This window comes from Paraburkholderia lacunae (genome assembly GCF_003353175.1).
GTDB classification, from domain to species: Bacteria; Pseudomonadota; Gammaproteobacteria; order Burkholderiales; family Burkholderiaceae; genus Paraburkholderia; species Paraburkholderia lacunae.
On sequence record NZ_QHKS01000018.1, the window covers coordinates 129,888 to 142,552 of the forward strand.

At 63.0% G+C, this 12,665-nt stretch carries 11 protein-coding genes, 1 tRNA gene and 1 pseudogene; 9 read left to right on the forward strand and 4 right to left on the reverse strand.

The features are described 5' to 3' along the window. Nucleotides 1–29: 29 nt before the first annotated feature. Nucleotides 30–911, reverse strand: coding sequence for an RNA polymerase sigma-70 factor (locus DLM46_RS25500; RefSeq protein WP_115105179.1), 882 nt, complete (start codon nt 909–911; stop codon nt 30–32). 414 nt (nt 912–1,325) lie between these two features. Between DLM46_RS25500 and DLM46_RS25505 the strand changes: the two genes are divergently transcribed. Further along, nucleotides 1,326–2,327, forward strand: coding sequence for a bestrophin family protein (locus DLM46_RS25505; RefSeq protein WP_115105180.1), 1,002 nt, complete (start codon nt 1,326–1,328; stop codon nt 2,325–2,327). A gap of 316 nt (nt 2,328–2,643) precedes the next feature. Here the strand turns inward: DLM46_RS25505 and pdxR are convergent, their stop codons facing one another. After that, nucleotides 2,644–4,173, reverse strand: a complete 1,530-nt coding sequence (gene pdxR, locus DLM46_RS25510) for a MocR-like pyridoxine biosynthesis transcription factor PdxR (RefSeq protein ID WP_115105181.1) — start codon at nt 4,171–4,173, stop codon at nt 2,644–2,646. Nucleotides 4,174–4,362: 189 nt separating this feature from the next. On the opposite strand from pdxR, the gene DLM46_RS25515 reads away from it, so the two are divergent. Further along, entirely contained in the window at nt 4,363–5,115 is a 753-nt protein-coding gene (locus tag DLM46_RS25515; RefSeq protein WP_115105182.1) for an SDR family oxidoreductase, read from the forward strand. A 105-nt stretch (nt 5,116–5,220) separates the two neighbouring features. Then, on the forward strand, nt 5,221–5,931 hold the full coding sequence (locus tag DLM46_RS25520) for an SDR family NAD(P)-dependent oxidoreductase (protein WP_115105183.1): 711 nt from the start codon (nt 5,221–5,223) through the stop codon (nt 5,929–5,931). Nucleotides 5,932–6,147: 216 nt separating this feature from the next. Here the strand turns inward: DLM46_RS25520 and DLM46_RS25525 are convergent. Together DLM46_RS25525 and DLM46_RS25530 are read right to left on the reverse strand one after the other, a co-directional pair. Beyond that, nucleotides 6,148–6,312, reverse strand: a pseudogene (locus tag DLM46_RS25525) (integrase core domain-containing protein); the annotation flags it as partial. A 154-nt stretch (nt 6,313–6,466) separates the two neighbouring features. Next, nucleotides 6,467–6,551 (reverse strand) — tRNA-Leu (locus DLM46_RS25530). A 168-nt stretch (nt 6,552–6,719) separates the two neighbouring features. On the opposite strand from DLM46_RS25530, the gene DLM46_RS25535 reads away from it, so the two are divergent. The 6 genes from DLM46_RS25535 (at nt 6,720) to DLM46_RS25560 (ending at nt 12,638) form a co-directional block, all read left to right on the forward strand. After that, entirely contained in the window at nt 6,720–7,790 is a 1,071-nt protein-coding gene (locus DLM46_RS25535) for a LacI family DNA-binding transcriptional regulator (protein ID WP_115105185.1), read from the forward strand. Nucleotides 7,791–7,880: 90 nt separating this feature from the next. Further along, nucleotides 7,881–8,960: an ABC transporter substrate-binding protein gene (locus DLM46_RS25540; protein WP_115105187.1), complete on the forward strand. Its 1,080-nt coding sequence runs from the start codon at nt 7,881–7,883 to the stop codon at nt 8,958–8,960. Then, the gene (locus DLM46_RS25545; protein ID WP_115105189.1) at nt 8,957–9,781 is read left to right on the forward strand and encodes an ABC transporter permease; all 825 of its coding nucleotides are present in this window, start codon (nt 8,957–8,959) and stop codon (nt 9,779–9,781) included. The genes DLM46_RS25540 and DLM46_RS25545 overlap by 4 nt, the downstream gene beginning before the upstream one ends. Before the next feature lie 32 nt (nt 9,782–9,813). Further along, nucleotides 9,814–10,725 carry an ABC transporter permease gene (locus tag DLM46_RS25550; RefSeq protein ID WP_115105243.1) on the forward strand — a complete coding sequence of 304 codons (912 nt, stop codon included), beginning with the start codon at nt 9,814–9,816 and terminating at the stop codon, nt 10,723–10,725. Beyond that, complete coding sequence (locus DLM46_RS25555; RefSeq protein WP_115105191.1) at nt 10,722–11,768, forward strand: ABC transporter ATP-binding protein; 1,047 nt, start codon at nt 10,722–10,724, stop codon at nt 11,766–11,768. The genes DLM46_RS25550 and DLM46_RS25555 overlap by 4 nt, the downstream gene beginning before the upstream one ends. 42 nt (nt 11,769–11,810) lie before the next feature. After that, nucleotides 11,811–12,638 (forward strand): phosphodiesterase, encoded by an 828-nt coding sequence (locus tag DLM46_RS25560; RefSeq protein WP_115105194.1) that lies wholly within the window; start codon nt 11,811–11,813, stop codon nt 12,636–12,638. The last annotated feature ends 27 nt before the right edge of the window (nt 12,639–12,665 follow it).

Here is a 12,665-nt window from a genome sequence, read left to right on the forward strand (position 1 = left end):
GCGCAGGCAGGCCGGAGAAATATCAGCGTTCAGGTATTGCCGTGTGCTGCGGCGATACGTGCCAGCTTGTCGGGATTGCGCTGCACGAGAATACGGGCGATGCGCGTGCCGTCTGTTTCGAACGACTGCGCCGATTCGAGCTTGCCTTCGACAAATCGCAGCAGCGCCCATTGACCGTTGAGCATCACGAACCTGATGCTGAGTTCGCTGCCGTAGCGCCGGCACGCAGCGTAGAAAAGCTGTGCGATGCGCCGGCCGCCAACCATCGGTTTCGGGAAGCTCGGCACCTTGCCGCCGCCGTCGCCGACTAGCATCGCGTCTTCGGCCAGCAAGGCATTGATCGCAGTGAAATCGCCGCGCTCCAGCGCCTGCGCGAAGGTCTGCAGCAGGCGGAGATGGGTTTCGCGCGGCACGGCATAGCGTGGACGTTCATCCCGTAGTTGCGCTTTGGCACGGCTGACCAGTTGGCGGCACGCGGCCTCCGTCTTGCCGATGGCTTCGGCGACTTCGTCATAGTCCGCGTCGAAGACCTCGCGCAGCAGGAACGCTGCGCGTGCTTCCGGCGTAAGCCGCTCGAGCAACATCAGAAATGCCACGGAGACGTCGTCGGCACGCTCTCTGCCCCCTTCTGGCGTAGCAGCCGGGTCTGTCATTTCAGGTTCCGGCAACCATATACCCGAGTAATGTTCACGTTGAGTTTTTGCCGCACGAAGACGGTCGATGCACAGGCGCGTCGCAACTGCGACAAGCCACGCTTCAACGTTTTCGATGACCTCCCGGGGCGCCGTATGCCAGCGCAGCCAGACATCCTGCACGACATCTTCGGCCTCGGAAATTGTCCCCAGCATCCGATACGCAATCTTGTGTAGCCGAGGGCGAAGCCCATTGAAGGCACTTGCGTCGTCGTTCATGAACAAATCTCTCCAGCCGTGTGAAAACTTGGGCGCCAGTCCAACAACCCTCTGACAGCTGGATATTGCCACGCATGGAGTTGAAATCGCCGTGTGACGTTGCCCGGATGGTCCGAACATGATGCGGCGCCGGAATCGAACCTGGCCGACATCATATGCATGTCTAGTCCTCAACAGAAGACCAAAAAAGGACGCCCCCGTGTTGTCTTAAGAACAACAATCACCACTTGAATCAACCGTAGCATGAAGTCTGATGGAAGATTTTTCTGTCATATGTCACAAAAGTCGAGTGTGCAACGTCTTAGGGGAGGAGCAGTCCGATCAGTGTCAATTGGGCGCAGAACGTGGCGCTGGGTGCGCACGTTGTCCGCGTCTTTTTTCATTACTCACCTGCGGTAGCCTGAGACACACAAAATGCACCTTGGAAAATCGTATAAGTTATTGGAGTTTTTGATTTGGACTCGACGACAAATCTACGGACTTCTCATTTGCGGCTCTGTACCGGTCGTTCTGTACAAGTTCTTCGCTTTTACATGGTTGTCGGTACCTCTGACGATTGTGGTTTTGCTCGGAACCGCGACGTCGTTTATCGTCGGCTTCAAGAACGTTCAAACATACAACAGGGCAATGGAAGCCCTCGACATCTGGATTGACATACTGAGCGGAAGCCGTCGCTGGGGCCAAATCGCGCGCGATCTTGTCAATGACGAAGAAATTTCCCGAAAACTGGTGTATCGACACATTGCCTGGCTGACCGCGCTGCGATATGAGCTACGTCGACCCCGTGTGTGGGAAAGTACGAGCAAGCGTTTCAACGCTGAATATCGTCGGTTTTATCGTGTGCCGGAGTGGGAAAGGGACATTGATGAATTATTGCCAGAATATTTGTCTCCCGCGGAAACAGTGCAAGCGCTTTCTTCCATTTCTATCCCTACGTTCGTACTGAGCCTGCAAGGCGCTTCGCTCAAGATGCTTCACATGGCGGGGCACCTGAATTCAAACTTCTACATCGAGCTTCAAAGGGCGGTTGGGGATTTCATCGATCTCCAGTCAAGATCGGAACGTTTCAAGAATTTCCCCTATCCACGTCAATATGCAACGGTCAGTTCGCTATTCGTGAGGTTTTTTTGTTTGCTTTTCCCATTCGGGCTGCTTCACGAATTCGATAAGCTGAATGATGGAGTGAGTGGCTTCATGCATGGCAACATGGTATGGCTGGTGGTGCCATGCAGTGTCGCAGTATCGTGGATGTACACGTCGCTCGAGCAGGTTGGGGAAAGCACGGAGAATCCGTTTGAAGGCGGCGCAAATGACGTTCCCATTTCGACGCTGTGCAGCATCATCGAGCGCGATCTGAAGGAGATGCTCGGAGAACATGCTGGCGATCCATCTAGCCAGACAATCATTGCGCTATAGAGTCCAGTGTCTTTGTTTAGTAGATCCTCTGTAGCGCGAGAGTCGTCAAAGCCCGAAGTAAGATCCTGGCGTCCGTCGAAGCTCTATCGCCCTGGCTCGACGAGCATGCCTGGATGATCTGCCTGCGATCGGCGGCAACGAACACACGTGGTCCTAGAACGGGCTCCCCAATGCCCACCGCTCGTACACGTGGGCAACGCGACGGCCTATTGGTGACACCGGTGCGGCTGCGCAGAACGCATCAAGCAGCCCTACCGCATCGTGCGAAGGCATGCCGCGCCGCGCTTGTCCGAGATCGGGAGACATGCCCCGCGCGTCAGCCGTCCAGACACGCGCGTAACGCTCGCGCGAGACGGCCTGCTTCATCCGCATCAGCGATGTTCGCGAAGCCCATCACGAGGCCGCGCAGCGTGTGCCGCGCGCGGCCATTCGCGTACCAGATCGAAAGCGGCAGCACCGCGAGCCCCGCCTCGCGAGCGCGCGCGGCGACGGCGACGTCATCGACCGGGCCATCGGAGCCTTCGGCGAACTGCACTGCAAACTGGATTCCCCCTGGCGGCAGATCGACAATCAGCCGTTCGCCAAACGCCTGCTCCAGTGCGTGCACGATCAGCACGCGCCGCTCGCCATACAACGCACGCATCCGCTTCAGATGCCGTGCAAAATGCCCCTGCCCGATGAAATCCGCCGCGGCCGCCTGCAATAGCGTCGGCGATCCGGCGTTCATGCTGCGCGCCACGCGCCCGACGCGCTCGACGGCTCGCTCCGGCACCACCACATACGCAAGCCGCAAACCGGGAAACATCACCTTGCTGAACGTGCCGCAATAGATCACGCGATCGCGCCGGTCGAGGCTCTTCAAAGCCGGCAACGGCCGGCCCAGATAACGGAACTCGCTGTCGTAGTCGTCCTCGATGATCCAGCTGGACGCTTTCTCTGCCCAGTCCAGCAGCGCCATGCGTCTTGCGAGGGACAGCGTGTGCCCGAGCGGGCTCTGATGCGACGGCGTAACCATTGCGAAGCGCGCCTGCGCATCCAGCAGCGTGCCGCGCTCGACATCGATCCCCTCGCCATCCACTGGCACCGGCACGAGCTGCACGCCGGTTTCGGCCAGAAAACTACGCGCGAGCAGATAGCCGGGATCCTCGAACCACACGCGATCGTTCGGGCGGGCGAGACTGCGCAACACGAGTTCGAGCGTCGCACGGTAGCCGCCGGTAATGAACACCTGTTCCGGCAGGCAGGTCACGCCGCGCGACAGCCCGAGATACGTAGCGATATGTTCGCGCAGCGGCCGGAAGCCGGCCGGATCCGGGTACGCGAGCATCGCGCGTTCGCCGCTGCGCGCGTGCTGTGAAACAAACCGATTCCATACCTTGACCGGAAACGCGTCGAGCGCGGGCAGCCCTGGTTGCAACGGCCGCGGCTCGCCGCTCATGGTGACGGTAACGGCCAGCTGACGCGGCGCCACTTCACCGTCGCGCGATTCGCCTGGCGTCTGCGGCATGCCCGCTCCTTCCGTGCTTCGACTACCGCGCGCGTCCTGAACGCCTTGCGCAGGCGACGAGCGCATCACCGCTGCCGGCAGCGACGGCGATACAAACGTGCCCGCCGCGCCGCGCATCTGCAGGTAACCCTCGTCGACGAGGATCGTGTACGCCAGCTCGACCGTGCCGCGCGCCGTGTTCAGCTGCGTGGCGAGGCTGCGCAGCGCAGGCACGCGATCGCCGGGACGCAGATGCCCCGCGGCGATCGCGGTCCTGAAGCGCTCGCAGATCTGCAGATAGACCGGCAACTGCTGCTGCCGGTCGATTTCGATGGTCAATGCGGGAGTCGGTGCGGTCATGACGGTCTCGTTGGCAAGCGGCGCGGAGAAGATTTGGACTAGTCGGTTCGACGATTCTTGTCACTTTTCGGTAGAGCATGATTCTTCCACAATGGCCTCACGCGATGCGACGGCGGCGAACACTTTCACGCGATACGACACTCGCCGGACGCCCCACGCGTCCATTTACTCTCATCTGGAGAATCTGCCATGAAAATCGTCGTAATCGGTGGTTCCGGCCTGATCGGCTCGCGTCTGGTTACGCTGCTCAGGGAAGCCGGCCATGAGGCGCTCGCTGCGTCGCCGCGTACCGGTGTGAACACCGTCACGGGCGAGGGCTTGAGCAACGCACTGACGGGCGCCGATGTCGTAGTGGACGTGGCGAACGCGCCGTCATGGGAGCCGCAGGCGGTGCTCGACTTTTTCCGCACCTCGGCGCGCAACCTGGGCAAGGCCGAAGTGGCCGCAGGGGTTCGCCATCACGTCGCGCTATCCATCGTCGGCTGCGACCGCACGCCGGAGAACGCGTATTTCGTTGCCAAGGTCGCGCAGGAAGAGGCGATCGAAGCGGCGGGCGTGCCGTACACGATCGTGCGCGCGACTCAATTCATGGAGTTCATCGGCGGTATCGCGGATTACGGCACGGAAGGCGGGACGGTGCGCATCGGCGACGGACTGTTTCAGCCGATCGCCGCGGACGATGTCGCGGCGAACCTCGCGCAGGTCGCGCTCGCAGCGCCGCTGAACGGCACCGTCGACATCGCCGGCCCAGACCGCCGTCCCTTCGCGGAGATCGTGGCACGTTATTTGAAATCGGTAGGCGACGCGCGCCCGGTGGTGAAGGATCGCGATGCGCGGTACTACGGCGGCCGTGTCGAAGAACAGTCGCTCGTGCCGCTCGGCGAGGCGCGGATCGGCCGCGTCAGTCTCGATCAGTGGCTGGCGCAGGCTAAAAAGGGTTGATTGCAGGTCTATACGAAACCTGCAATCAACGCGTCTACATTTACGTTGATCGGAGTCGTCGGCCCGATCGGCGTTGAAGCCGAACAGAAGTTTTCTGGGTAAAGCATGAGCACATCACAAAAGGTCGTCGTCGTTACCGGTGCATCGCAAGGCATAGGCGCTGAAGTCGTCAAGGCGTTTCGCAAGCTCGGCTACCGCATTGTTGCGACCGCGCGTTCGATCATGCCGTCGGACGACGCGAACATCCTGACCGTCGCCGGTGATATTGGTGACCCGGCAACCGCCCGCCGTGTCATTTCCGAAGGTGTCGCACGATTTGGCCGGATCGACACGCTGGTGAACAACGCCGGCATTTACATCGGGAAGCCTTTTACCGAACACACTGCGCAAGACTTTGCCGCCGTGATGAATGTGAATGTCTCGGGCTTCTACTACGTCACGCAACTCGCCATCGCCGAAATGGAAAAGCATTCGAGCGGCCACGTGGTTAGCGTGACCTCCAGCGCCGCCGATCAAGCGATCAGCGGCGTGTATTCGGTACTGGCAGCCCTGACGAAGGGTGGTCTGAACGCCGCCACGAAGTCCCTGGCGATCGAGTACGCCAGGAAAGGTATTCGCGTGAATGCCGTCGCGCCGGGGATCATCAAGTCGCCGATGCACGCGCCGCAAACCCATGAAGCACTGGGCGCCTTCCATCCGCTCGGGCGCATGGGCGAGATGAGCGATATCGCCGACGCGATTCTGTTCCTCGATTCCGCACCGTTCATCACGGGAGAAATCCTGCACGTCGACGGCGGCCAGAGCGCCGGTCACTAATATTCCTCGGGCACCGCAAGCCGGTGCCCCTTTGTATCGCTACAGCAATTACATCATTCGAGAGTTCCTGGAATCACGCTGTGCACGCGTCAATCTTCTTCGGGCGCAATTCATGTCCGACGCGCAATACCAGGTTGTTCATTTTTCAGTCTGCGCGGTGAACATGTCTGGGCACCAGCTGGATTTACCCCTGTACCTCTGGACACCGCCTCACACTTAAGTTGATGAATCGGTCCTGCGCCTGAACTCGCGTGGCGAGCGGTACTTCAGCGCGCTATCGGGGTGCTGCTCGTTGTAATGCTCGAACGCGAGGGCGAGATTGTGCGCTGCGGTTGCTGCATCTGGCTTCGGCCTGAGGGCGACATAGTCACGCTTCATCGAACGGTAGAGATTCGGACAGATACCACTAAAAAAGACCACCATTTATCGCCGGCTGCACATCGATACTCTCGGAACATGCAGGTACAAAAAAAGCCGCAGAGCCTTATGGCGCGGCGACGTTGCGGATTCCATCGGAACTTGTCGGAAGAATTTCTGGTGCCGGGGACCGGACTCGAACCGGCAAGCCGTGAAGCGGCGGATTTTAAGTCCGCTATGTTTACCAATTTCATCACCCCGGCAAGGGCGGACGCGATTCTACCATTGTGCCGCGGGCGCACCAAACCGGGCGGCCTCGCGCCGGACGAACCCCGGCCCGCGCGGCACGCCGCAATTCCAGCGTCATTCCTGAGTCACAAACCCTGCCGATAATCCCTCCGACGAAAACGTTTACATCTCGGGCGGAAACAGTGATTCCAACGATCAAGGATGTGGCTGCACACGCGGGCTTTTCCATCGCCACGGTCTCGCGCGCGATCAACGCGCCGCACACCGTCAATCCGGTCACGCTCGACAAAGTGCGTCAGTCGATCGACGCGCTCAACTTCCGTCCCAGCCCGCTGGCCCGGCAGTTGCGCAGCGAGCGCACGCGCCTCATCGGCGTGGTGCTGCCGACGCTCGCCAACCCGGTGTTCGCCGAATGCCTGCAAGGCATCGACGATCTCGCCTCGGCACAAGGCTACCGGCTGATGCTGATGACCACCCAGTACGACGCCGATCGCGAACGCCACGCAATCGAGACGCTGCGCGAACACCGCGTCGAAGGCATGATCCTGACAGTCGCCGACGCGGACACCCATCCGCTGCTCGACGAGCTCGACCGCGCGGGTCTGCTGTACGTGCTGATGCATAACGACACGGTGCGGCGTCCGTCGGTGTGCGTCGACAATCGACTCGCCGCCTTTGACGGCGTGCGCATGCTGATCGCGCACGGCCATCGCCGGATCCTGATGCTGGCCGGTACGCTGGCCGCCTCCGACCGCGCCCGTCAGCGCCATCTCGGCTACGCGCAAGCCATGCAACAGGCCGGCCTCACGCCCGCGCCGGCGCTCGAGGTCGATTTCAACGCCGACGAACTGTCGCCGTCCGTACTCGCTCATCTGACGAGCGGCCCGCACCGGCCGACCGCCCTCTTCTGCAGCAACGATCTGCTGGCAATGGTCGTGATGCGCGGCCTGCGCCGCGCGCGTCTGCAGATTCCGCACGACATGTCGATCCTCGGCTTCGACGGCCTGGCGATGGGCGAACTGCTGTCGCCGCCGCTCGCGAGCATCTGCGCGCCGAATCGAGAGATCGGCTGCGCGGCATGGCAGCGCCTGCTGGCCCGCGTCACCGGCACCTACGAAGCACTCGGCGAAACATCGCTCGCGCTGACCTTGCCGCACACCTTGCGCGAAGGCGCCACCATCGCCGCGATCCCGAACCTGAGCGCCGCCTCGCCGGCGCGCACATCCGGGCTCACCGCGCGGCCCTTTGCATAACCCCGTTTGCGTACCTCATTGTCATCAATTCCGTTGTCACAACCTTCAAGCCTCGAACCACCCGCTTGCTTCCTCATCAGGAGACCCGCTGTGATCCGCTCTTCAGCACGCTTAGCTGCGCCCGTCAAACCGCTCTGGCGCCGCCTCAATCGCACCGCTGCCGCCGCGCTGTCGGCCTGCGCCATCGCCGGCGCCGCGCTGGCGAGCTTCGCGCCGCACCTCGCCCACGCCGAAGAAACCGCGATCTGCTACAACTGCCCGCCCGAATGGGCCGACTGGGCCAGCCAGATCAAGGCGATCCAGCAAAAGACCGGCATCCGCGTGCCGTTCGACAACAAGAACTCCGGCCAGTCGATCGCGCAATTGATGGCCGAGCAGAAGAGCCCGGTCGCCGACGTGGTGTATCTCGGTGTGTCGTCGGCTTTCCAGGCGAAAGACAAAGGCGTGATCCAGCCGTACAAGCCGGCGCACTGGGACGACATTCCCGCGAACCTGAAGGACTCGCAGGGCTACTGGTTCGCGATTCACTCCGGCACGCTGGGCTTTTTCGTCAACAAGGACGCACTCGAAGGCAAGCCGGTGCCGCGTTCGTGGGCCGACCTTCTGAAGCCTGAGTACAAAGGCATGATCGGCTACCTCGATCCGTCGAGCGCGTTCGTCGGCTATGCGGGCGCCGTCGCGGTGAATCAGGCGCTCGGCGGCACGCTCGAGAACTTCGAGCCGGGCCTCGACTGGTTCCGCAAGCTGAAGGCCAACGCGCCGATCGTGCCTAAGCAGACCGCCTACGCGCGTGTGATGTCCGGTGAAATCCCGATCCTGCTCGACTACGACTTCGACGCCTATCGCGCGAAGTACAAGGATCACGCGAACGTCGAGTTCGTGATTCCTAAGGAAGGCACAATCTCGGTGCCGTATGTGATGAGCCTCGTGAAGGGCGCGCCGCACGATGCGAACGGCAAGAAGGTGCTCGACTTCGTGCTTTCCGACGAAGGCCAGAAACTGTGGGCCGACGCGTATCTGCGTCCGGTGCGCGCCAATGCGATGAGCCCGGAAAGCGCCGCGAAATTCCTGCCGGCAAGCGACTACGCCCGCGCCAAGCCGGTCGATTTCGGCAAGATGGCCGAGAAGCAGGCGAGCTTCGGCGAGCGTTATCTGCAGGTGATGCATTGAACGACATCACGTTCCCGCTGCGCTGGCGCGTCGCGTTGATCGCGCCGGCGCTGGCGGTCTTCGTCGCGTTCTGGCTGCTGCCGATGGGCGCGCTCGCGCAGTTGAGCGGCGACGGCCACGCGTTCGCCACCTACCGCGCGATGCTGACCCATCCGCGCTACATGTCGAGCCTCGGCGCGACGGTCGTGTTGTCCGCGGCGGTGACGGCGGCGACGCTGGCGCTCTCGGTGATCGCCGGCTTGCTGCTGGCGCGCCGCGAGTTTGCGCTCAAGCGCACGCTGCTCGCGTTGCTGACGTTTCCGCTGGCGTTTCCCGGCGTGGTGGTCGGTTTCATGGTCATCATGCTGGCGGGGCGCCAGGGCCTGATCGGCGCGCTGTCGCTCAAGCTGACGGGCGACCGCTGGGTATTCGCGTATTCGATGAGCGGCCTCTTTCTCGGCTACCTGTACTTCTCGATTCCGCGCGTGATCGTCACGGTGATGGCGTCGGCGACCAAGCTCGACGCCTCGCTCGAAGAAGCCGCGCGCTCGCTCGGCGCGTCGCCGTGGCGGATCACGCGCGACATCGTGCTGCCCGCGCTGTCGCCGGGTCTGATCGCGGCGGGCGCCGTGTGCTTCGCCACCGCGATGGGCGCGTTCGGCACCGCCTTCACGCTCGCCACCGACATCGACGTGCTGCCGATGACCATCTACACCGAGTTCACGCTGAACGCGAACATGATCACCGCGGCAGGCCTGTCCATCGTGCTCGGCATCGTCACGTGGCTCGTGCTGGCGTTCGCCCGCAGCGTGACCGGCTCGGCCGTCGCGGCAAGCGCATGAGCGGCGTTTTCAAACCGGATGACAAGACCCCGATGAATTCCGTCACTGCTCCTATCCGCCCGGCTGCGAAGCCGCGCTCGCGGCTCAGGTTGCCGGACTCGCGCAGCTTGCTCGCGGCCGGCCAATGGCTCGTCACGCTGCTGCTGTGCGCGTTTCTGATCGTGCCGGTCGTGATGTCGATCGTGGCCGGACTCACGGTCAACTACTTCAAGGGCGTAGCGAGCGGGCTCACGCTGCGCTGGCTGAGCGAAGTGTGGACGCAGTATCACGGCTCGGTGTTCCTGTCGCTCGAAGTGGCGGCGGCGACCTTGCTCGTTACACTCGTGACCGGCGTGCCCGCGGGCTACGTGCTGGCTCGCAGCAAAACGCGGCTGTCGCGCATCATCGAAGAGTTTCTGGTGCTGCCGATCGCGCTGCCCGGTCTCGCCTCCGCGCTCGCGCTGCTGGTCGTCTACGGCGGTTTTACGATGTTCCGCATGAGCGTCGCGTTCATCGTCGCGGGGCATGTGGTGTTCACGCTGCCCTTCATGGTCCGCGCGGTCGCGGCAGTGTGCGCAAGCAGCGATCTGCGCACGCTCGAAGAAGGTGCGGCGAGTCTCGGCGCGAGCTTCCTGCAGCGCTTCGTGACGATCGTGCTGCCGAATGCGCGGCCGGGCATCGTCGCCGGTGCGCTGGCGGTGCTGACGCTTTCCATCGGCGAATTCAACCTGACGTGGATGCTGCACACGCCCGACACCAAGACGCTGCCCGTCGGTCTCGCCGACACCTACGCGTCGCTGCGTATCGAAATCGGCAGCGCGTACACGATTCTGTTCTTCATCATGACGATGCCTTTGCTCGTCGCGATGCAATGGCTCGGCGTCGATGCGACCGGCCAGCGCAGCGCGGCGCAGCGACGCGGCAACGCCGCCCGTTCGAAGCCACTACCGACGTCCACGCTATGAAACTCGCCTCCGTTCCCATCACGCTCACACAATGCGCGAAAACGTTTCGCGGCACCCGTGTGCTCGAACCGCTCGATCTGCAGATCGGCGCCGGTGAAACGCTGGTGCTGCTCGGCCCGTCCGGTTGCGGCAAGACCACCACGCTGCGCATGATCGCGGGCCTCGAAACACCCGACGCCGGCGGCCGGATCGCGTTCGGCGACGAGGACGTCACCGCGCTGCCGATCGAAAAACGCCAGGTCGGCATGGTGTTCCAGAGCTATGCGCTGTTTCCGAACCTGACCGTGCGCGGCAACATCGGTTACGGGCTGAAGATCAAACGCGTACCGGCTGAAACCGCGCGGCAACGCGTCGACGAATTGCTCGCGATGATGCGGCTCACCGCCCACGCCGACAAACCGATCGATCAGCTGTCCGGCGGCCAGCGGCAACGTGTTGCATTGGCGCGCGCGTTGGCCGTGCAGCCGCGCGTGCTGCTGCTCGACGAGCCGCTGACCGCCCTCGACGCCCGCCTGCGCGACACCTTGCGCAGCGAGATGAATACGCTGCTGCGCGAACTCGGCATCACGACCGTCTACGTCACGCACGATCAGGCCGAAGCGATGGAACTGGGCGACCGGATCGTCGTGATGAGCGCGGGGCGCATCGAACAGATCGGCTCGCCGCGCGAGATCTACTATCGTCCCGCGAACCGGACGGTTGCGCAGTTCGTCGGCACGATCAACCGGCTGGCGGGCGAACAACGCGACGGCATGCTGACCACCGCGGGCGGCGCCGTGCCTTTGCCCTCGAACCGCGCGCGCGCAAGTGCCGCGCAGGAATTCTTCTTCCGTCCCGAAGACGCCTATCTCGCCGACCCGGCGAGCGCCCAGTTGCGCGGCAGTATAGAAAGCACCGCGTTTCTAGGCGAGCGCACCCGGCTGACGATCGGCGGCGCCGCGCCGGACCCGTTGCTGGTCGACGTGGCTGGCCGCGTCGAACTGGCGCGCGGGACGCCGGTCGGCATTTCGATCGAGCGGGATGCGCTGATTGCGCTATCGTGACAAAGCCGCGGCATTTTTTGCGCGCTAAAAAAGGACCTTCCCATGCTGCTGGCTCAAATTAGCGACTTGCATATCAAACGGCCCGGCGCGCTGGCCTATCGGCGCGTCGACACCGGCGCCTACCTCGCGCGCTGCGTCGCCGCGCTCAATGCGCTGGATCCGCGTCCCGACGCGGTGATCATGACCGGCGACCTGGTCGATCAAGGCAGCCCGGACCAGTACGAACACCTCAAGGCGCTGCTTGCACCGCTCGAGATCCCCTACTACCTGCTGGTCGGCAATCACGACGAGCGCACCGCGTTGCGCGCGGCGTTTCCGAATCGCACGGAATTGCAAGGCGGTGGTGAATTCGTGCACTACGCGATCGATGTCGGCCCGCTGCGCGTGATCGCGCTCGATTCGATGGTGCCGGGCCGAAGCGCGGGCAATCTGTGCGACGCGCGGCTCGCATGGCTCGCGGCGCAACTCGATGCGGCACAAGGCAAGCCGACGGTGGTCGCGTTGCATCATCCGCCGTTCGCGTGCGGGATCGGACATATGGATGACCTGCGGCTCGATCCGGCTGCGTCGGACAAGCTCGCTGCGTTAATCGCGCGTTATCCGAACGTCGAGCGGGTGATCTGCGGGCACGTGCACCGGCCGATGTTCGTGCGCTTCGGCGGCACGATTGCGTCGGCGGTGCCGGCGCCCGCGCATCAGGTCGCGCTCGATCTGCGCGAAGAGGCGCCGTCCGCATTCGTGATGGAACCGCCCGCGTACGCGCTGCATCGCTACGATCCCGCAACCGGCATCGTCACGCATCATGCGTATGTCGACGAGGCCGACGGGCCGTATCCGTTCTATGAGCCCGAAGGCGAGTTGATCGACTGACGCTGTTGCCGGCTCGGTTGGCGGCTC